Origin of the sequence: Micromonospora sp. WMMD714, from assembly GCF_029581315.1 — a bacterium.
Classification (GTDB): domain Bacteria; phylum Actinomycetota; class Actinomycetes; order Mycobacteriales; family Micromonosporaceae; genus Micromonospora; species Micromonospora rifamycinica.
Genome location: NZ_CP120744.1, coordinates 2,033,862 through 2,053,265, shown reverse-complemented (window position 1 = coordinate 2,053,265; position 19,404 = coordinate 2,033,862). Strand labels below are relative to the sequence as shown.

Here is a 19,404-nt window from a genome sequence, read left to right as displayed (position 1 = left end):
GGCAGGGCGGCCACCGGCCCGCCCCCGCAGCCGAGAGGGGTCGACGTGAGCACCGTCGCGGCGGGCACGCCCTGCTGGACCGACCTGGCGACCCCCGATCTGGCGGCCGCCCGGCGCTTCTACCCGGAGCTGTTCGGCTGGACCGGGCGGATCGCGCCGGAGCCCGAGGCGGCCGGCTACACCACCTTCCGCAAGGACGGCCGGGCGGTGGCGGGTGCCGGCCCACCGGCCGGGCCGGACCAGGTGCCGGTCTGGTCGACGTACGTGGCGACCGACGACGCCGACCTGGTCACCGTCCGGGTCGAGGCGGCCGGCGGACAGGTGCTGGTCGCCCCGTTCGACGTCCTCGACGCCGGTCGGATGGCGGTCTTCGCCGACCCGGCCGGCGCGGTGTTCAGCGTCTGGCAGCCGATGCGGATGCCCGGTGCGGAGCTGCTCGACGCCCCCGGGGCGATGTGCTGGAACGAGCTGGTCAGCCCCGACCCGGAGGGCGCGAAGGCCTTCTACGAGCTGGTCTTCGGCTGGCACCCGGAGGATCGACCCGTCACGGGGTACGACCACACGGGCTGGCGGTGCGGGGCGCGGATCGTGGCGGGGATGCTCACCCCACCCGGTGACGACCCGGCCGCCGGTCGGCCCGCGTACTGGTCGGTGTTCTTCGCGGTGGCCGACGTGGACGCCGCCGCCGCGCGGGCCACCACCCTCGGCGGCACCATCGGCACCCCGCCCGGGGACACCCCGCTGGGCCGGCTCACCACCCTCCACGACCCCCAGGGTGCCCGGTTCTCCCTGCTCCAGGCCGGAACAGGACGCGCCGGCCGACCCTCATGACCGGGGCGGCGCGGGGCGGGTGGGCACCACGAGAGGGCCGTGGTCACCGGGGACGACCCGGATCCGGGCCCGGTAGTGCCGGGACAGCAGCTCCTCGGTGAGCACCTGGTCGGGTGGCCCCACCGCGACGACGCGCCCCTCGGCGAGCAGCACCATCCGGTCGGCGTACTCACCGGCGACGGAGAGGTCGTGCATGGTGGCCAGCACGGTCAGCCCGTGCGCCCGGCGGAGCTGGTCGACCAGCTCCAGCACCTCCTGCTGGTGGCCGATGTCCAGCGCGCTGGTCGGCTCGTCCAGCAGCAGCAGGGTGGCGCCCTGGGCGAGCGCGCGGGCCAGGAAGACCCGCTGCCGCTCCCCGCCGGAGAGGGTGGCCAGCTCCCGCCGGTGGAACACGGTCAGATCCAACCGGTCGAGTACGTCGTGCACGGCGGCCAGGTCGGCCGCCGACTCCCGGCCCAGCGGTGCGATGTACGGGGTCCGCCCCAGCAGCACGTAGTCGAACACCGACATGCCCGCCGGCACCACCGGGGACTGCGCCACCGTCGCCACCACCCGGGCCCGGTCCCGGCGACGCAGCGCGCCGGACGGCGTACCGAACAGCGAGACCGCACCCGGGGCGGGCAGCAGGCCGCCGACGGCCCGCAGCAGGGTCGACTTGCCGGCGCCGTTCGGCCCGATCACGGTGACCCACTCGCCCGGGGTGACCGTGAGGTCGACGCCGTCCAGGATCACCGCCCCACCGAGCCGCACGTGCAGCCCCCGCACCTCCACCGCCGGCACACTCATGGAAACACCCGGCGGGCGGTGCGCAGGACCAGGACGAAGAACGGGCCGCCGAGCAGGGCGGTCACCACGCCGATCGGGATCTCGGCGGGGGCGGCGGCGGTGCGGGCCACCACGTCGGTCAGCGCCAGGAACGCCCCGCCGAAGAGCATCGACAGCGGCAGGATCACCCGGTAGCTCGATCCGGCCAGCAGCCGTACGGTGTGCGGCACGATGATCCCGACGAAGCCGATCAGCCCGGACGCGGAGACGGCGGCGGCGGTGCCGAGCGAGGCGGCGGCGATCAGCAGGTAGCGGGAGCGCTGCGGGTGCAGGCCGAGGCTGGCCGCCTCGTCGTCGCCGACCGAGAGCACGTCGAGTTCCCGCCGGTGCAGCAGCACCACCACGGCGGTCAGCACGAAGTACGGCAGGATCAGCCGGACGTCACCCCAGCCGGCGGTGCCCAGCCGCCCGAGCAGCCAGGAGTAGACCGGCTGGATGCCGTCGGAGTGCCGTTGCAGCAGGTACGTCTGCCCGGCGGCGAGGAACGCCGACACCGCCACCCCGGCCAGGATCAGGGTGGCCGGTGACCGGTCCCGCCCGCCGGCCGCCCCGAGCAGGTACGTCAGGGCGACCGCCCCGAGCGAGCCGACGAACGCGGCGAGCGGAATCGTGACCGGCATCCCGGTCAGCGCACCGGCCGTCCCGACGCCGCCCAGCGTGATCACGGCGGTCACCGCGAGCCCTGCGCCGGCCGCCACCCCCAGCAGGTACGGGTCGGCCAGCGGGTTGCGGAACACCCCCTGGTAGCAGCCGCCGGCCAGGGCGAGCAGGCCGCCGACGAGGAGGCCGAGCACCACCCGGGGCAGCCGCAGCTCGGTGACGATGGCGATCTCGCGTTCGGTCAGCCCGCTGTCCAGGCGTACCCCGGGCAGCAGGTTGAGCAGTTCGGCGGCGACGCTGCCGGGTGGCAGGCCGACCGGGCCGAGGGAGACCCCGGCGACCAGGGCCACCAGCACGGCGAGCACCCCGGCGGCGAGCCAGCGTTTGCGCAGCCCGGCCGGTCGGGGCGTACCGCCGGTGACAGTCGGCCGGAGTGCGGCGGCCCCGGCCGGCACCGGGTCGGGGGACCGCATGGTCACCGGTGGTGGACCGTCACGCCGGCACCTTGGCGGTGGCGTCGACGATCGACCGGAGCAGGTCGACCACGCGCGGCCCCCAGCGCGAGGCGATGTCGTCGTCGAGGGCGACGACCTGGTTGTTCTTGACGGCGGTGACGCCGGCCCAGCCGCTGCGCGCCTTGACCGTGTCGGCGCTCTGCTGGCAGCACTTGACGTCGGCGAGGAAGACGAAGTCGGGGTTCGCCTTGACGATGATCTCCTGGGAGAGCTGCGGGTAGCCGCCGTTCTTGCCGTCGGCGTCGGAGGCGTCGGCGATGTTCTCCAGCCCGGCCAGCGCGTAGAGCGAGCCGATGAAGGTCTTGCTGGTCGCGCTGTACAGCTCCGGCCCCAGCTCGTGGTAGTAGGTCAGCTTCGTCGACCGCTGCGGCAGGTCCTTGGTGAGCTTGCCGATCTCGTCCTTCATCCGGGCGGTGACGTCGGCCGCCTCGGTCGGGTGCCCGGTGAGCGTGCCCAGGTCGGTGAGCTGCCGGTAGGTGTCGTCGAGGGTGGTCGCGGCCGGGGTGAGCAGCACCGGGACCTTCAGCGCGGTGAGCTGGGCGATGATCTTGTTGGTGTCGTTGGCGAGGACCACCAGGTCGGGGTTCTTGCCGGCGATCGCCTCGGCGTTGGGCTGGAAGCCGGACAGTTCGCTCTTGGGCGCGTCGGCCGGGTAGTTCGACTGGTCGTCGGCGGCGGTGACCTGCTTACCGGCGCCGATCGCGAAGAGCATCTCGGTCGCGGTGGGCGACAGCGAGACGATCTTCTCGGGCCGCTTGTCCAGGGTGAGGTTGCCGACGGTGGCCGGGAAGGCGGCGGCGCCGGAGCTGCTGCCGGCGGCGGGGGTGTCGGAGGTCTTCTCGGCGCACGCGCCGAGGGCGAGGGCGGCCACCGCGAGGGTCGCGGCGAACAGCCGGGGGGTACGTCGGGACATCGGTCCTCCTGTCGGTCGAGGAGCGTGGTGCTTCGCCGACAGGAACCGCGGTGCGTGCCCGTCCGCGAGGCGCCCTTCCTCGAGAGCGCGTGTCGCGACCGACCGCAGGCGACCTGGCTCGTCCCCACACACGACGACGCCGGCCACTCGGGCCGGGCGTCGGGGCGGCCCGGCGGGGCCGGGACCTCGGTGGGGCATCTCAGTTGCGGGACAGCGCCGGTTTCCCACCGGCTTCGCTGCGGGTCGATCGGGTGCCACGGTAGCGCACGACCAGCGGAGATCGTCTGCTCGGTGGGGGTGGGTGGGGTTCCGTCGGGGGCTTACGGAACCCCACCCGGAGTCACGTCCGGTGGGTCAGCAGTAGGTGCTCTGCTTGTTGATGACCCGGTACGGGCAGTCGGCGTACTCCGACAGGAGCAGCACCGCCTCCTTGTTGCGGGAGGTCTGGGCCGGGATGACCTCGTCGGGCGGGTAGAAGCCGCCGCCGGCCCCGGACGACCCGGGGTACATCTCGAAGGTGTACGCCCAGATCTTGTGGGTCGCCCACATCCAGTCGAGGCTGTCGCCGTCGGTGATGTAGAGGTCGCTGGACTGCTCGGGGGTGTAGCCGTTGGTGGCCGCCATCCGCTGCCCGAGGGTGGCGAAGGTGTTGTACTGGTCGGCGGTCATCCCGCTGGGGGTGTTCGCCGTGGTGTAGCCGAACGGCCAGAGCACCAGCTGCGAGTAGGTGTGCCAGTCGATGTTGGCCTTGATCTGCTGCACCCCGCCGACGACCCGGCTGTTGACGAAGTCCCGCAGCGCCTTGGTCTCCGGCGCGGAGAAGGCGGACGGCCCCCGGTAGGTGCTCGACGACGGCGAGCCGGACGAGCCGCCGCAGCAGCCCCAGTTGTAGCCCCAGTTGCGGTTCAGGTCGGTGCCGACCGCCGCCGCGCCGCTGTTGGGCTGCCGGTTCTTGCGCCACGACCGGTAGGAGCCGGTGGCGATGTCGTACTCGCTGCCGTCCGGGTTGACAGTGGGGACGATCCAGATCTCCCGTGAGTTGACGATGCTGGTGATCCGCGAGTCGGTGCCGTAGCTGTCGGTGAAGAGGTTGAGCAGGTAGATCGCCATCTCGACGGTCAGGTGCTCGCGGGCGTGCTGCTGGGAGTTGAACAGGATCTCCGGTTCGGCCTCGTCGGTGCCGACGTTGTCGGAGATCTTCACCGCCATCAGGTCGCGGCCCTCGTACGACCGGCCGATGCTGATCTTGCGGGCGATGGCCGGGTGGTCGGCGACCACCTGGTTGACCACGGTGGTCAGCTCGGCGTAGTCGTGGTAGTTCGAGTCGGCCGGCGGGAAGGCGTAGGTGCCCGCCCCCTCGGCGGGGGCCGGTGGGGCCTCCTTCTCCAGGCGGAAGCCGAGCCGGCTGATCGCGGCGGCCTCGGACCGGGTGGCCGAGACGTACAGCACCCCGTGTTCGGCCGAGTCGATGGCCGCGCCGGTGCGGGCGACGGCGTTGCGGTCGGCCAGGGTACGGGGGCCGAGCACCCGGTACTCGGTGGCGGCGGGCTCGGGTTCCGGGGCCGGGCGCGCGGAGACCGGCCCGGTGGCGACGGCGGTGAGGCCGAAGCCGGCGATGACGGCGAGCGCCAGGCGACGCCGGAAGGTGGAGGCGCGGAAGGCCATGGACATCCTCCTCGGGGTACGGGGTATCCCGCTGTGTGCACACTCCACCAGGAGTCACATGGTCATATCAATATCCTTGACTGTCTCAGGCCATCCCGACCGGATCGTCCTCTCGGCAACTATTTTCCTTCCCGCAAACCCTGGCGAAACTTCCTGCCAAACGGGACAGTGAAGGATAACGATTCCCCACTCCGCGGAGTTGCCATGTCCAGCAGAGCCCTGCGCACGGCCGCCCTCGTCGGCTTCGCCACCCTGACCCTGCTCGCCAGCACCGCTCCCGTCCGCGCCGTCGGTCGCCTCGCCGAGGCATACCCGCCCGCCGGAGGTCGCCCGCCCGCCGGTGACCACGACGAGCAGATCACCTTCCAGGAATGGTCCCGGTACCCGGACTGGCGGGCCGGCACCCACCAGGGCACGTTCGCGGTGCCCGGCCACCGCGCCGGGCTCACCATCGGCCGGCCCGCCGGCACCACCGCGTTCACCGACGAGCACACCGGCACCACCCGCACCTGGGAGTACGCCACCTGGACCTCACCGCGCACCACGATCGGCTTCGACGCCACCGAGCTGGTCGCCTCCTGGAACGCCGATACCCCCGACGGTACCTGGCTCCAGGTCGAACTCCAGGGCACCTACACCACCGGCACGCACACCCCGTGGTACGTCATGGCCCGCTGGGCCGCCGGTGACCGGGACGTCAGCCGGGCCACCCTGGACGGTCAGGGCGACCCCTGGTCCAGCGTCTGGACCGACACCTTCGCCATCGACGCCGCCGCCGAGGGGATCCGGCTGCGGTCGTACCAGCTGCGGCTCACCCTCTACCGCGCGCCCGGCCAGACCGCCTCGCCCCGGGTCCGGATGCTCGGCGCGATGAGTTCACACGTGCCGGACCGGTTCACCGTCGCCCCGAGCCGTGGTGGCATCGCCTGGGGCACCGAGTTGCCGGTGCCGGCCCGCTCCCAGATGGTCCACCGGGGCAGCTATCCCGAGTGGGGCGGCGGCGGCCAGGTCTGGTGCAGCCCGACGTCCACCACGATGGTGCTGGAGTACTACGGCCGGCTGCCGTCGGCCGCGGACCTGTCCTGGATCGACCCCGGCCACCCCGATCCGCAGGTCGTCCACGCCGCCCGGATGACCTGGGACGACGAGTACGAGGGCACCGGCAACTGGCCGTTCAACACCGCGTACGCGGCCAGCTTCCCCGGCATCGAGGCCCGGGTGACCCGGCTGCACTCACTCGACGAGGTGGAACGCTTCATCCGGGCCGGCATGCCCGTGATCACCTCGCAGTCCTTCCTCGACACCGAGCTGGACGGGTCGAACTACGGCACCTCCGGGCACCTGTTCGTGATCGTCGGCTTCACCGCCGACGGCGACGTGATCGTCAACGACCCGGCGTCGTCGTCCAACGCCGAGGTCCGCACCGTCTACCGACGCGACCAGTTCGAGCAGATCTGGCTGCGCACCAAGCGGCACCGGACCGACGGCACGGTGGCCGGCGGCTCGGGCGGCATCGTCTACCTGATCAAGCCGACCGGCCGCCCGTGGCCGATCGTCCCGGGCTCGACCAACTGGTGACCCCGCCCGCCCGGTCGGCAGCCCGGCCAGGCGGACCGAGAGCACCCCGACCCGGGACGGGGCACCCGCCCGGGCGGCCCCCTCGGGCGGCCCCCGTCGGGCGGCCCGGTCGGGCGGCCCCCGTCGGGCGGCCCGGTCGGGCGGCCCGGTCGGGCGGCCCGGTCGGGCGGCCCCCGTCGGGCGGCCCGGTCGGGCGGCCCGGTCGGGCGGCCCGGTCGGGCGGCCCCCGTCGGGCGGCCCGGTCGGGGTGATCCACTCCAAGGGGCCGAAGTAGCGGCATCACAGCCGGGTGATACCGCTACTGGGTCGATCTGGAGTCGATCTTGGTTAGCCTGCGGCCCGGACCGGGTGGTGCAGGTGAGCGATGCGGCGGCTGGGCGCGCACGTGCTTGGGGCGGCTCAGGGGCGCGGGGCGGCGCACGTCGCCGGGGACGTGCCCGGAGCACGGGGTGAGTTCCGGAGCACAGGGTGCGTCCGGAGCACAGGGTGCGTCAGGGGCGGGGGTCGCCCTCGGCGGGGTGGTCGTCGCCGGCCAGGGCGGAGCGCAGCCGCTCCTTCTCCGCGCGGCGTCGCTCGGCGGCGGCGGCCACCTCCTCGGCCATCTGGTCCCGCCAGCCCCGGAGCAGGAAGAACGACGCGGCGGCCGAGAAGATCAGCGCCACCATCAGCTTCAGGAACAGGTTCATCCCGACCGGCCACAGTGCCACCACGACCAGCAGGAACAGCCCGATCCGGGCCAACGTGTACTTGACCGCCGCGCTCACGGGTTCACCTCGACTCGCGACTGCGGGGCTCGCAACCCCGGCTCACTCCTCGCGCTCACCAGGCCACCTCAGCTCGCGACTGCGGGGCTCGCACAACCCGCTCACTCCTCGCGCTCACGTCGTTCCCCACTCCCTGATTCCGCGTCGGAGCTCCGACGCCGGTGGTTCAGCCCGTACGTCGGGCCAGCCAGTGCACGCCCTGGAACCAGAACACCGCGTACCCGACGGTGAACGCGAGCGCGGCCAGCCCGCCGGTGAGCAGCGGCGCGAGCCCGGCGGCCAGGCCCGCCACCAGCAGCCCGGCGAGCACCGCGAGGACCGCGGCGGACAGCGCCGCGACCACCCGGGCCGCGCCGAAGTCCCAGGCCCGGAATTCGTCCCAGAACAGCCAGGCCGGCAGGATCACCGCGAGCCACCCGTTGGTACGGCCGAAGTCGCCCGCGCCGGCCATCGCGAACACCCCGTCGAAGAGGACCAGTGCCAGCAGGCCGATCACCCAGCCGGCCAGGCTCACCCCGAGCAGGTCACCCAGGGTGAGGATGCGCCCCTCGGCGTCCCGGCGGGGGAACCCGCCCCGCTGGGTGGTCGGCTGTCGTCCGGTCATGGTGTGCCGAGCATACGGGCGGGTCAGGCCCAGACCTGCTGCGGCTCGGACCGCCGCTGTGCCAGGGCGGGCGCCCGGTCGTACTCGCGGACCACGTTGTAGCGGGTGTCCCGCTCGACGGGCTGGAAGCCGGCGTCCCAGATCAGGTGCAGCAGGTCGTCCCGGTGCATCGTGTTCGGGGTGCCGTACGAGTCGGCGTCGTGGGTGATCTTGTATTCGACCACCGAGCCGTCCAGGTCGTCCACGCCGAAGTTGAGCGACAGCTGGGCCACCGACAGGCCGTGCATCACCCAGAAGTTCTTCAGGTGCGGAACGTTGTCGAAGAGCAGCCGGGAGACCGCGAACGTCTTCAACGACTCGGCCGGCGACGCCATCGTGGTGCGCGCCTGGATCCGGTTACGGATCTTGCCGTCCGCCGAGTCGACGAAGTCGTGCTGGTAGCGCAGCGGGATGAAGACGGCGAAGCCACCGGTCTGGTCCTGCAACTCGCGCAACCGCAGCACGTGGTCGACCCGGTGCCGGGGCTCCTCAATGTGGCCGTACAGCATCGTCGCCGGGGTCTTCATGCCCTTGGCGTGGGCCAGCGCGTGGATCCGCGACCAGTCCTCCCAGTGGCAGGCGTGGTCGACGATGTGCTGGCGGACCTCCCAGTCGAAGATCTCCGCGCCGCCGCCGGTCAACGACTCCAGGCCGGCGTCCATCAGCTCGTCGAGGATCTCGTCGGCCGACAGGCCGCTGATCTTCTCGAACCACTGCACCTCGGTCGCGGTGAAGCACTTGAGCTTGACGTTCGGCAGCGCCGCCTTCAGCTCCCGCAGCACCTTCGGGTAGTAGCGCCAGGGCAGCGTGGGGTGCAGGCCGTTGACGATGTGCAGCTCGGTGAGCTGCTCGTCCTCCATCTCCTTGGCCTTGCGGACCGCCTCCTCGATACGCATCGTGTAGGCGTCCTTCTCGCCCGGCTTGCGCTGGAACGAGCAGTACGCACACGACGCGGAACAGACGTTCGTCAGGTTGAGGTGCCGGTTGACGTTGAACATCACCCGTTCGCCGTTCAACTCCGTCCGCCGGTGGTGGGCCAGCCGGCCCAGCCAGGTCAGGTCGTCGCTCTCATAGAGGGCGATCCCGTCCGAGCGGGTCAGTCGCTCCCCCGCGTACACCTTCGCTTCCAGCTCACGCTTGAGTCCGGCGTCCATCGAAAAGCCACGTCCCTTCCACCTGCGGTCCGATCGAGCGTACGTCGGGCCACCGACAGGTCGGCAGGACGGGCACCGCCAGCGACCTACCTCACCCGTACTCCCAGGCTTCTCCAAGCTGCCACCGCATCGACATCGTTGTCCCGGTGCGGTAAGACAGGATGGGACGCGGCGCACACCGGCGGCGTTCCGGGTCGCCGCGCCCCACCTCACGCGGTGACACCATCACGCGGCACAGGGAGCGGCATGGTCGACAGCGGGCACGGGCGACGGCAGCGACGACGCAGGAGCCCACTGGTCTCCCCGGTGCTGCGTCCGGCGCTCTGGTCGGCCCTGCTCGGCGCGGTCGCCGCGATGGTCCTGACCACCCCGGCGTACGCCGAGCCGCCGCTGCCCAACACCGTCCCGGACACCGGCTCCCGGCCGGTGGTGACGGGCGGGTTGCAGCTGCCCGGCGCACCAACAGCGGGCTACCCGGCCGCCGGCCAGCCCGGCTACCCGACCCTGCCGGTCGGCGGGCTCCCGACCAGCCCGCTGCTGTCCCAGATCGACACGCTGACCGCGCAGAACGGCCAGCTCGCCGACCAGCTCCTGCAGTTGCAGAAGCAGCGCGACGACGCACGGGTCCAGCTCACCGGCGTCCAGGGTGAGCTGACCCGGGCCCGCAGCGCGCTGACCGTGGCCGAGCAGCAGGCCAACGCCGTCGCCGCGAACGCCTTCAAGGCCGCCGCCGCCCTGCCGCCCGGCGAACTCGCCCGCGACCTGCACGGGCTGAGCGTCCTCCAGCGGGTGACCCGGGGTGAGCAGGCCGACGACGAGACCACCGCGGCGTCCGGCGAGCTGTCCCGGGCCCGGACGGCCGAGCAGGTCGCCGCCCAGGCGGTCACCGCCGCCACGGACCGGGTCCGGCGGGCCGAGGAACAGTTCGCCGCGGTGCAGAAGGCGCTGCGCGACAACGACGCCCGGATCGCCAAGCTGCGGGCGGACAACCAGGCCCAGCTCATCGCGCTGGAGAAGCAGCAGGAGGCCGCCGAGCAGAAGCTGGGCGCAGCGTACGTCGAGGGCCAGAGCAGCACCGGGATGAACGCCAGCCCGCAGGCGCTCGCCGCCGTGCGGTACGCGCTCGCGCAGCTCGGCGACCCCTACCTCTGGGCGGCCGAGGGACCGGACCGGTTCGACTGCTCGGGGCTGATGTGGGCCGCCTACCGGTCCGCCGGCTACTACGACCTGCCCCGGGTCGCCCGCGACCAGTACTACGCCACCCGGGGCCGGACGGTCGCCCAGAGCGCACTGCTCCCCGGCGACCTGCTCTTCTTCGCCTCGGGCAGCAGCTGGACGACCATCCACCACGTCGCGATGTACATCGGCAACGGACGGATGGTCCAGGCGCCGCGCAGCGGGGACGTCGTCAAGATCTCCCAGGTCCGGTGGTCCGGCCTCTACGCCTCCACCCGGGTCGTCGGCGCGGTGAGCGTCCCCGGCGCCCCGATCACCCAGGTCCCGACGCCGACCCCGAAGCCCACCACCCCGTCGCCCAAGCCCACCACGCCCACCCCGAAGCCCACCACGCCGTCGCCCAAGCCCACCACCCCCACCCCCACGCCCCGGCCGACCGGCGGATCGACCAAGCCGCCCACGAAGCCGCCGGTCCCGACGCCGACGCCCACCCCGACCAAGAGCGTGGCCCCGACGCCCAGCGTCTCCGGTTCCGGCTCCGGCACGCCGGACACCAGCGCCACCCCGACCACGGCCGTCAGCACCGGCACCGCGGAGAGCAGCCGGTCGGCGTCCGCCCCGGCGAGCACCGGAAGCTGATCGACCGGCGGCCACGCCCCGGTCCCGTCGGCACTCCGGCTGTGCCGACGGGACGAGATGTGGCACGGTGACACGAGGCACAGCCGGTCACCGTTCACGGGACGGGTGCGAGGGCACGCGGAGGGCGATCATGGGCGAGCAAGAGGTTCCGGGGGTACGCGTCGACCAGGGATCCGGCCCCGATCCGGCCATTGACACCCCGCGCCAGCCCACCGGCAGCGCTGACCGCCCGGCCCGCGCCACGGCCAGCGTGCACACGGCGACCGCGCCACCCGGGGGCGGCGGACTGCCCACCGAGCCGGCCGTCGCGACCACCTACCGGGCGGGCGCTCCGGCCACCTCCACCGACGACGGGTCCGCCCCGCCCCCCGCTCCCCCCACCAGGTCCGTGGGCCAGGCCGCCGGTGCCGTGTCCACAACCACCGGGACCGGGGCCACATCCACGGGATCCACCGGCACCGGCGACCAGGCCGGTACGAGCGTCGGGTCGGCGGGGCGGACGCCGACCCCGCACTCCACAGCGGGTGACGGGTCCGGGTCCACCTCCTCCCGGCCCGGCCGCCCCGTCGACGAACCGGCAGCCCCGGCGGTGGTTCCCGGGCAGCGCGGCGGATCGGACGGCGGCACGGCACGGGCCAGCGTCTCCGTCCCCGGGCTCAGCCGGGTCTCCGCCGCCGAGGCCGAAGACGCGGCGACGGGCACGGGAAGCCGATCCGGCGATGCGGCCGGTGGGGTGTACCGGTCGGCACCGGTCAGCCCGGAACCTCCCGAGCCGGCGCAGCCCCCGCAGCCGGTCCAGCCGCCCACGCCGCCGACCCCGGAGCCGGACCCGACGCCGAGCCCCACCCCCGAGCCGGCCCCGAGCCCGTCGCCGTTCACCCCGGAACCGGCCCCGAGCCCGTCGCCGTTCACCCCGGAACCGGCCCCGAGCCCGTCGCCGTTCAGCCCCGAGCCCGCCCCCAGCCCGGCACCCACCCCGGTGCCGGTGCCGGGTCCTGTTCCGGTGCCGCCCGGCCCGGTCCCGCCGGTGCCGCCGCCGGGTCCAGCGGTGCCACCGCCTCCCCCGCCACCCGGCCCGATGCCCGCGCCGCCCTTCCCGCCGCCACCGGCCATGCCCGGCCGCCCGGACGCCGCGCCCTCCTTCCGCGCCAGCGCCTCCGCCGCCGTCCCCACGACCGGCGGCACCCCCACTCCCGGCCCGGCAACCGCCGGCAGGGCAGCCGCCGGCACCGCAACGCCCGGCACCACCACCGCTGGCACAGCAACGCCCGGCACCGCAACCGCCGGCAGTGCCACGTTCGGCACGGCAACCGCCGGTAGTGCAACGCCCGGCACGGCAACGCCCGGCACGGCAACGGCCGGCACGGCAACGGCCGGCACAGCCAGGTCGGTGTTCCGGTCACCGGCCGTCAGCGACCCGTCGGTCGACAGCGCCACCTCCGTGCTGCCGGTGGTGTCGGCCCCCGTGCTGCCCGGCGAGCCCTCGTCCGCGACCGGCCCACGCCAGCAGGCCGCCGGTGCCGCCCGCTCCACCACCGGTACGTCCTACCGGGGCGGCCCCGACCTGGCGAGCGTCGGCTTCGGCGGCGGCCTCGACGGGCCGGGGCACGCCACGGTCGCCTTTCCGGCGAATCCGGTGGAGAATTCCGGCTCGCTGACCGGGCACATCCTGGCCCAGGGCTGGTCCGACACCACGCCCTCGCGGCCCCGGACCACCCGCGTGGTGGTCGTCCTCGCCGCCTCGCTGGGGCTGCTGGTGGCGATCAGCGTGCTGGTCGTCCTGCTCGCCAACGACGTGATGGACGGCCTGGTCGGCAACATGCTGTCCCAGTAAGATCGACATGCCCAGTGAGATCGACATGCCCGGCAAGGTCGACATACCCGGCAAGGTCGACATGCCCGGTGAGGTCGACATGCTGTCCCAGTGAGATCGACCGATCGGGGTGGACAGGATGCGCTGGTGGGTGGCCCTGCCGGGTGGTTACGGCCGATCGGAGGGGGTGAGTCCGCCCACTCCGGGCCCGGAGTGCGCTGGCGGGACCGCCGGATCGCCGTACACTTGTCGGGATCACTGACCTGGCGCGCGTGGCGTGCCCCTGGGCGATCTTGCGGGCGATTCGGCGGCGACCTCATGCCGCAGCGGGCCATCGCGAAGATGCGCCCCGCTCGAAAGGCATTTCTTGACCACCTCTGTTGACCCCGGCACCATTCCGTCCGCCCCCGACCTGCCGACCGGTGACCTCACCGGCAGCGCCCCGGCACCGGCCACCCCCGTCGTCGGCTTCGCCGACCTGGGGCTGCCCCGGCAGCTGGTCGACGCCCTCGGCCGGCAGGGCATCACCACCCCGTTCGAAATCCAGCGGGCCACCCTGCCCGACGCCCTCGCCGGCCGGGACGTGCTCGGCCGGGGCCAGACCGGCTCCGGCAAGACCCTCGCCTTCGGCCTGCCGATCATCGCCCGGCTGGCCGAGCGCAACCGGGCCCGGCCGCTGCACCCGCGCGCCCTGGTCCTGGTGCCCACCCGCGAGTTGGCGATGCAGGTCAACGACGCGCTGCTGCCGCTCGGCAAGGCCGTCGGCATCTTCCTCAAGACCGCCGTCGGCGGCGTCCCGTACGACCGGCAGATCGACGCGCTCCGGCGGGGCGTCGAGATCGTCGTGGCCACCCCGGGCCGGCTCGGTGACCTGATCAACCGGGGCGTCTGCGTCCTGGACGACGTCGAGGTGACCGTCCTCGACGAGGCCGACCAGATGGCCGACATGGGCTTCCTGCCCGAGGTCACCGAGTTGCTCGCCAAGACCCCGGCGGACGCCCAGCGGCTGCTCTTCTCGGCCACCCTGGACGGTGACGTCGACACGCTGGTCAGGCGGTTCATGACCGACCCGGTGACGCACTCCACCGCACCGTCGACCGCCTCGGTGTCCACGATGGACCATCACCTGCTGCTGATCCCGCCGCACGACAAGTTCGCCGTGGCGGCGTCGATCGCGGCCCGCCCCGGCCGGACCATGCTCTTCGCCCGTACCCAGCTCGGGGTGGACCGGCTGGTGGAACAGCTCGGCGCGGTGGGCGTACGCGCCGGCGGGCTACACGGTGGCAAGACCCAGCGGATGCGTACCAAGACCCTCGCCGAGTTCCGCGAGGGCCGGATGGACGTGCTGGTCGCCACGGACGTGGCGGCCCGCGGCATCCACGTCGACGGGGTCTCCCTGGTGCTGCACATCGACCCGCCGAAGGACCCGAAGGACTACCTGCACCGTGCGGGTCGTACCGCGCGGGCCGGCGAGTCGGGTGCGGTGGCCACGCTGGTGCTGCCCAAGCAGCGGCGGACCACGCTTGCGATGCTGGAGAAGGCCGGCGTGGAGCCGGCCGAGACCCGGGTGCGGGTCGGCGACGCGGTGCTGGCCGAGCTGACCGGTGCCCGCGAGCCGAGCGGCGTCCCGGTCCCGGTCCGCGAGGAGCCCGAACCGCGTCGGCACGGCGACCGCCCGCGCCGCTTCGGCGACCGCGACTCCCGGGGCTACGGCGGCGACCGGGACAGCCGGGGCAGCGGCGACCGGGACTCCCGGGGTTACGGCGGCGGCCGAAGCTACGGCGCTGGCCGGGGCAGCTACGCCGGCAGCCGGGACGGCCGCAGCTACGGTGGCGAGCGGCCGGCGGGGGACCGTGGTCACGGCGCGCGGAGCGGCGAGCAGGGTGGCCGGTTCGGGGAGCGCCCCGGCACCGACCGGCCGGCCGGCGAGCGGCGCTTCGGCGACCGCTCCGGCAGCGGACGCGGCTACGGCGACCGCCCCACCGGCGAGCGCGGCTACGGCGACCGCTCCGGCAGCGGACGCGGTTACGGCGACCGGCCCTCCGGTGAGCGGGCCTACGGCGACCGCGCCCGGACCGACCGGGGGTACGGCGACCACACCGACCAGCGCTTCGGCGACCGGGGCGAGCAGCGCTTCGGCGACCGGGGCACCCGGGGCGAGCAGCCTGCCGGGGAGCGCCGGTTCCACGGCGGTGAGCCGCGCGGCGCCGACCGTCGGGGCGGGTTCCGTACCGAGGGCTGGGTTCGTGACGACCGACCGCGCGACGACCGGCAGGGCTTCGGCGGTCGACCGCCGGCGCGTACCCACTGATCGCACGGATTCTCGACGCCGCCCTGGAGCCCACGCTCCGGGGCGGCGTTTCCGCATGCGCTGCCGTCGGCACCCGGCTGGCGTAACGTCCGGAGCATGCCGAGGTCACTCTTCTGGAGCCGGACGGACACCGCCGGGGCCGAGCACGCCGTCCTCGACGAGGGGGCCGGTCCCGGGTTCGCCGCGCACGGCACCCAACTGGCCGTCGACCCGATCCCCTACACCTGCCGCTACCGGCTGGCGACCGACGCGGACGGGACCACCACCTCGCTCGCCGTGGAGGTCGAGGGGGCGGGCTGGTCGCGGACCGTACGGCTGGAACGCGGCGCGGACGGGTGGCGGGTGCGGACCGGCGAGCAGGGCGACCTGGACGCGGCGCTGCGTGCTGCCGGCAGGCCACCGGCGGGGTTGCCCGGCATCGAGGACACCGATCGGCTGCACGAGGCCCTCGACGTCGACCTGGGCGGCTCGGCGCTGTTCAACACCCTGCCGATCCGCCGGCTGGGGCTGGCCGGGGCCGCCTCCAGCACCGAGCACCGGATCACCGTGGCCTGGGTGCTGGTGCCGAGCCTCAAGGTGGTCGCCGGCGAGCAGGTCTACACGGCGCTCGGGCCGGGGCGGGTGGGCTTCGCCAGCGACACCTTCCGCGCCGAGTTGACGGTCGACGACACCGGCGTGGTCCGGCACTACCCCGGCCTGGCCGAGCTGAGCTGACCGCCGCGGCCGGCCGGGTCAGGTCGGCCAGGTCAGGTCGGCCAGGCGCCGGTGGTCAGGAAGCGGTCGACGGTGGCCCGGTACGGGGCGAGATCGAGACCCTGCCCCGCCACCCAGTCGTCGTCGTAGTAGGTGTCGGCGTACCGGTCCCCGGCGTCGCAGATCAGGGTGACCACCGAGCCCGTCCGGCCCTGCGCGAGCAGCTCCCCGATCAGCCCGAACGCCCCCCACAGGTTGGTGCCGGTGGAGCCGCCGACCCGCCGGCCCAGCACCGCCGAGCCGGCCCGCATGGCGGCCAGCGAGGCGGCGTCGGGCACCTGGGTCATCCGGTCCACCACCGAGGGGAGGAAGGACGCCTCGACGGTGGGTCGGCCGATCCCCTCGATCCGGGAGCCCCGGCCGGTGTCTACCGACCAGTCGGCGGCCTGCCAGGCCGGGTAGAACGCCGAGTTCTCCGGGTCCACCACGCAGAGCTTGGTGGGCAGGCGCTGGAAGCGGGCGTACCGGCCGATGGTGGCGCTGGTGCCGCCGGTGCCCGCGCCGACCACGATCCACGCCGGCACCGGGTGCCGCTCCAGCGCGAGCTGCGCGTAGATCGACTCGGCGATGTTGTTGTTGCCCCGCCAGTCGGTGGCCCGCTCGGCGTAGGTGAACTGGTCCATGAAGTGCCCGCCGCTGTCCTCGGCGAGCCAGCGCGCCTCGACCACCACCTTGGCCGGGTCGTCGACCAGGTGGCAACGCCCGCCGTGGAACTCGATCTGGGTGATCTTCTCCGGCGAGGTGGAGGCGGGCATCACCGCGACGAACGGCAGCCCGAGCATCCGGGCGAAGTACGCCTCGGAGACCGCCGTGGAGCCGGAGGACGCCTCGATCACCGTGGTCGACGGCCCGATCCAGCCGTTGCAGAGCCCGTAGAGGAAGAGCGACCGGGCCAGCCGGTGCTTGAGCGAGCCGGTGGGGTGCACCGACTCGTCCTTGAGATAGAGGTCGATCCCCCACTGCCGGGGCAGCGGGAACGGGAGCAGGTGGGTGTCGGCGGACCGGTTGGCGTCGGCCTCGACCGCGGCGATGGCCTCGGTCACCCACACCCGGCTGGCCTCGTCGCACCGGTCCAAGTGAGTCACGCCGGCAACGTTACAAGCGAGGTCGGCTCGGGTTCCGGGCAACCCGGCGGCGCCGCCGGGGTGCGGGTCGGCCACGTCGCGCGTACGGCCGGCGGAGGGCGACCGACGGCCGGTGGACTGGGCGGGCTGTCGGCGGAGTGGGACGGGCAGGTGGTGGGGTGGGGTTGACCGGCGGGTGGCGTGCCGGGCGGTCAGGAGCCGGGTGACTCGATCGGCGGTGGCCGGTTCTCCCACTTGGTCGACAGCGCGATGCCGGTGCGGGTGGAGGCCACCCCGGGGGTACGGCTCAGCCGGACGATCAACTGCTCCAACTCGGCGATGGTGCCGACCCGGGCCTTGAGCAGGAAGGACTCCACGCCGGCCATGAAGTAGCAGGACTCGATCTCGGGCATCTGCCGGAACGTCTCCAGCACGTCGTCGGTGTCCCCGCCGGAGTCCTCGACGATGCCGATCAGCGCGGTCACCCCGAGCCCGATCGCCTCCGGCTCGACCTCGGCCCGGTACCCCCGGATGATGCCGCTGGACTCCAGCTTGCCGACCCGTTCGTGCACCGCGGGCGCGGAGAGACCGACCTGCCGGGCCAGCTCGGCGTACGACAGACGGGCGTTACCGCGCAGCAGTTCGACGAGGCTCCGGTCGATCGTGTCCACGGAGGGTGAGCCTATCCGTTGCGGCGTAACGTCCTACGACCGGCATCCGTTGGACATGACAGCAGGTGACAGTTCGCAGACCGACGGTCAAGGGAGTGCCGCGCCGGTACCATTTACTAACTTCTCACTCCGTGCGTTTTTCGCGTTTGGCGGACAGGCCAGTTCGCTGGTGCTGTAATTGCCATACGTCCCTCATGACGGCTCTGGGCTCGCACCGGCCGGGGGCAGTGTGTTCAGCCGAGGGCTTCGTCGACGCGAGGAGGGGGCTGTGGACACTGGAGATCGCCTGCTGACACCGGGTGAGGTCGCTGCGTTGTTTCGGGTGGACCCGAAGACGGTGACGCGTTGGGCGGCGGCCGGCCGGATAGGCAGCATCCGGACTCCAGGCGGGCATCGCCGGTTTCGGGAATCCGAGGTGCGGGCCCTGCTGGAAGGGGAGGGCATGTTGGACGAGGCGGACGATATGGGCAAACCACGTAATGTGGGGCCTGCCGCCTCGACCGGGCCGGGTCCGGCCAATGCCGGGATGTACTAAATGGTGCGAGACGGGCGCGCGGGCCGGCCGAGAGGTCCGGCCCGCCTCCGCTGACCGGGCGATGACCCGGTGAGAGCCGACCGGGTGACCGGCGGAAGCAGTCGAGCAGCCCGGCGGAAGCGACCGAGCGGCCCGGTCAGCGTTCCGCGGCCAACTCGCCCGACCAACGCCGGAACAGCGTGTGCGGTACGCCGAGGGCGTCCAGCACCTTGCCGGCCACGAAATCGACCAGCTGCGCCGCGGTGGCGGACGCCCCCGAGCCGTAGAAGCCGGGGCTGGCCGGCAGCACCACCGCACCGGCGTCGTGCAGTGCGATCAGGTGCTCCAGGTGGCTCCGGGTCACCGGGGTCTCCCGGGGCACCAGCACCACCGGACGCCGTTCCTTGAGGTTGACCTCGGCGGCGCGTTGCAGCAGGTCCTTCGACAGTCCGATGGCGATGCCCGCGCAGGCCGCCGTGCTGGCCGGCACCACCGCCATCCCCCGTACCCGGTAGGAGCCGCTGCTCGGGCCGGCGGCGATGTCACCGGCGGGCCAGTGCCGCACGTCGTCGGCGGCGAGGTCCCGACCCAGCCAGCCCGCGAGGTCCTCGGCCCAGTGGGCGTCCCGGAACGGCCGGCCGGTCTCGTCGAGGACCGTCAGCCGGGCGGCCCGGGAGACGATCAGGTCCACCGGCTGTCCCGCGTCGAGCAGACCCCGGACGACGGCCGCCGCGTACGGGGTACCGGACGCCCCGGACACCCCCACCACCCATGGTTCACGCATCCGTCCAGCCTGCCTGGTGTACCCCGGCGGGCGACGCGCACCCCCGGAAACACCGCCCCCACCCCGCCCACCGGACCCGCCCCGCCACCGGCCACGCGCCGCCACCCGGAGCCCATCACCGCAACCCGCGCCGCCACCCGGAGCCCATCACCGCAACCCGCGCCGCCGACCGGACACCGCAGGTGGGCCGG

General features: G+C 73.5%; 17 protein-coding genes and 1 pseudogene. 7 read left to right on the top strand and 11 right to left on the bottom strand.

Going from position 1 to position 19,404, the window contains the following annotated elements:
- The first annotated feature begins 45 nt into the window (after nt 1-45).
- Entirely contained in the window at nt 46-831 is a 786-nt protein-coding gene (locus O7625_RS09255) for a VOC family protein (protein WP_282345434.1), read from the top strand.
- Here O7625_RS09255 and O7625_RS09250 read toward each other — a convergent pair.
- The 4 genes and pseudogenes from O7625_RS09250 to O7625_RS09235 all read right to left on the bottom strand — a co-directional run.
- Nucleotides 826-1,617, bottom strand: coding sequence for an ABC transporter ATP-binding protein (locus O7625_RS09250; RefSeq protein WP_282345433.1), 792 nt, complete (start codon nt 1,615-1,617; stop codon nt 826-828). The two genes, O7625_RS09255 and O7625_RS09250, sit on opposite strands and share 6 nt — an antisense overlap.
- Entirely contained in the window at nt 1,614-2,729 is a 1,116-nt protein-coding gene (locus O7625_RS09245) for an iron ABC transporter permease (protein WP_282346874.1), read from the bottom strand. Before O7625_RS09245 ends, O7625_RS09250 begins: the two co-directional genes overlap by 4 nt.
- 19 nt (nt 2,730-2,748) lie before the next feature.
- Nucleotides 2,749-3,684 carry an ABC transporter substrate-binding protein gene (locus O7625_RS09240; RefSeq protein ID WP_282345432.1) on the bottom strand — a complete coding sequence of 312 codons (936 nt, stop codon included), beginning with the start codon at nt 3,682-3,684 and terminating at the stop codon, nt 2,749-2,751.
- A 369-nt stretch (nt 3,685-4,053) separates the two neighbouring features.
- Nucleotides 4,054-5,349, bottom strand: a pseudogene (locus O7625_RS09235) (M14 family zinc carboxypeptidase); the annotation flags it as partial.
- A 204-nt stretch (nt 5,350-5,553) separates the two neighbouring features.
- Between O7625_RS09235 and O7625_RS09230 the strand changes: the two are divergent.
- A complete protein-coding gene (locus O7625_RS09230; protein ID WP_282345431.1) occupies nt 5,554-6,927 on the top strand; it encodes a peptidase C39 family protein in 1,374 nt (457 codons plus the stop codon).
- 491 nt (nt 6,928-7,418) lie between these two features.
- Here O7625_RS09230 and O7625_RS09225 read toward each other — a convergent pair whose 3' ends face one another.
- From O7625_RS09225 to mqnE, 3 genes are all read right to left on the bottom strand, one after another.
- On the bottom strand, nt 7,419-7,691 hold the full coding sequence (locus O7625_RS09225) for a DUF4229 domain-containing protein (protein ID WP_282345430.1): 273 nt from the start codon (nt 7,689-7,691) through the stop codon (nt 7,419-7,421).
- Nucleotides 7,692-7,857: 166 nt separating this feature from the next.
- Complete coding sequence (locus O7625_RS09220; RefSeq protein WP_282345429.1) at nt 7,858-8,295, bottom strand: hypothetical protein; 438 nt, start codon at nt 8,293-8,295, stop codon at nt 7,858-7,860.
- Between the two features lie 23 nt (nt 8,296-8,318).
- Nucleotides 8,319-9,488 (bottom strand): aminofutalosine synthase MqnE, encoded by a 1,170-nt coding sequence (mqnE, locus tag O7625_RS09215; RefSeq protein WP_282345428.1) that lies wholly within the window; start codon nt 9,486-9,488, stop codon nt 8,319-8,321.
- 246 nt (nt 9,489-9,734) lie between these two features.
- On the opposite strand from mqnE, the gene O7625_RS09210 reads away from it, so the two are divergent.
- Nucleotides 9,735-11,303 (top strand): C40 family peptidase, encoded by a 1,569-nt coding sequence (locus O7625_RS09210; RefSeq protein ID WP_282345427.1) that lies wholly within the window; start codon nt 9,735-9,737, stop codon nt 11,301-11,303.
- 315 nt (nt 11,304-11,618) lie between these two features.
- On the opposite strand, the gene O7625_RS09205 is transcribed toward O7625_RS09210, so the two are convergent.
- A complete protein-coding gene (locus O7625_RS09205; RefSeq protein ID WP_282345426.1) occupies nt 11,619-12,488 on the bottom strand; it encodes a hypothetical protein in 870 nt (289 codons plus the stop codon).
- 205 nt (nt 12,489-12,693) lie between these two features.
- Between O7625_RS09205 and O7625_RS09200 the strand changes: the two genes are divergently transcribed.
- The 3 genes from O7625_RS09200 to O7625_RS09190 all read left to right on the top strand — a co-directional run bounded on the left by O7625_RS09200 (nt 12,694) and on the right by O7625_RS09190 (nt 16,141).
- Nucleotides 12,694-13,137: a hypothetical protein gene (locus O7625_RS09200; RefSeq protein ID WP_157517662.1), complete on the top strand. Its 444-nt coding sequence runs from the start codon at nt 12,694-12,696 to the stop codon at nt 13,135-13,137.
- Between the two features lie 391 nt (nt 13,138-13,528).
- Nucleotides 13,529-15,427, top strand: a complete 1,899-nt coding sequence (locus tag O7625_RS09195) for a DEAD/DEAH box helicase (protein ID WP_282346873.1) — start codon at nt 13,529-13,531, stop codon at nt 15,425-15,427.
- A 96-nt stretch (nt 15,428-15,523) separates the two neighbouring features.
- Complete coding sequence (locus O7625_RS09190) at nt 15,524-16,141, top strand: putative glycolipid-binding domain-containing protein (protein WP_282345425.1); 618 nt, start codon at nt 15,524-15,526, stop codon at nt 16,139-16,141.
- A gap of 32 nt (nt 16,142-16,173) precedes the next feature.
- On the opposite strand, the gene O7625_RS09185 is transcribed toward O7625_RS09190, so the two are convergent.
- Complete coding sequence (locus O7625_RS09185) at nt 16,174-17,265, bottom strand: PLP-dependent cysteine synthase family protein (protein WP_282345424.1); 1,092 nt, start codon at nt 17,263-17,265, stop codon at nt 16,174-16,176.
- 191 nt (nt 17,266-17,456) lie between these two features.
- Nucleotides 17,457-17,915 (bottom strand): Lrp/AsnC family transcriptional regulator, encoded by a 459-nt coding sequence (locus O7625_RS09180; RefSeq protein ID WP_067312287.1) that lies wholly within the window; start codon nt 17,913-17,915, stop codon nt 17,457-17,459.
- A 268-nt stretch (nt 17,916-18,183) separates the two neighbouring features.
- On the opposite strand from O7625_RS09180, the gene O7625_RS09175 reads away from it, so the two are divergent.
- On the top strand, nt 18,184-18,450 hold the full coding sequence (locus O7625_RS09175) for a BldC family transcriptional regulator (protein ID WP_084261470.1): 267 nt from the start codon (nt 18,184-18,186) through the stop codon (nt 18,448-18,450).
- 136 nt (nt 18,451-18,586) lie between these two features.
- On the opposite strand, the gene O7625_RS09170 is transcribed toward O7625_RS09175, so the two are convergent.
- Entirely contained in the window at nt 18,587-19,213 is a 627-nt protein-coding gene (locus O7625_RS09170) for a UbiX family flavin prenyltransferase (RefSeq protein ID WP_282345422.1), read from the bottom strand.
- Between the last annotated feature and the right edge of the window lie 191 nt (nt 19,214-19,404).

Coding starts and splice junctions, on each gene's coding strand:
- O7625_RS09250 (WP_282345433.1), bottom strand. CDS start 1,617: ATGAGTGTGCCGGCGGTGGAGGTGCGGGGGCTGCACGTGCGGCTCGGT.
- O7625_RS09245 (WP_282346874.1), bottom strand. CDS start 2,729: ATGCGGTCCCCCGACCCGGTGCCGGCCGGGGCCGCCGCACTCCGGCCG.
- O7625_RS09240 (WP_282345432.1), bottom strand. CDS start 3,684: ATGTCCCGACGTACCCCCCGGCTGTTCGCCGCGACCCTCGCGGTGGCC.
- O7625_RS09230 (WP_282345431.1), top strand. CDS start 5,554: ATGTCCAGCAGAGCCCTGCGCACGGCCGCCCTCGTCGGCTTCGCCACC.
- O7625_RS09220 (WP_282345429.1), bottom strand. CDS start 8,295: ATGACCGGACGACAGCCGACCACCCAGCGGGGCGGGTTCCCCCGCCGG.
- mqnE (WP_282345428.1), bottom strand. CDS start 9,488: ATGGACGCCGGACTCAAGCGTGAGCTGGAAGCGAAGGTGTACGCGGGG.
- O7625_RS09210 (WP_282345427.1), top strand. CDS start 9,735: ATGGTCGACAGCGGGCACGGGCGACGGCAGCGACGACGCAGGAGCCCA.
- O7625_RS09190 (WP_282345425.1), top strand. CDS start 15,524: ATGCCGAGGTCACTCTTCTGGAGCCGGACGGACACCGCCGGGGCCGAG.
- O7625_RS09170 (WP_282345422.1), bottom strand. CDS start 19,213: ATGCGTGAACCATGGGTGGTGGGGGTGTCCGGGGCGTCCGGTACCCCG.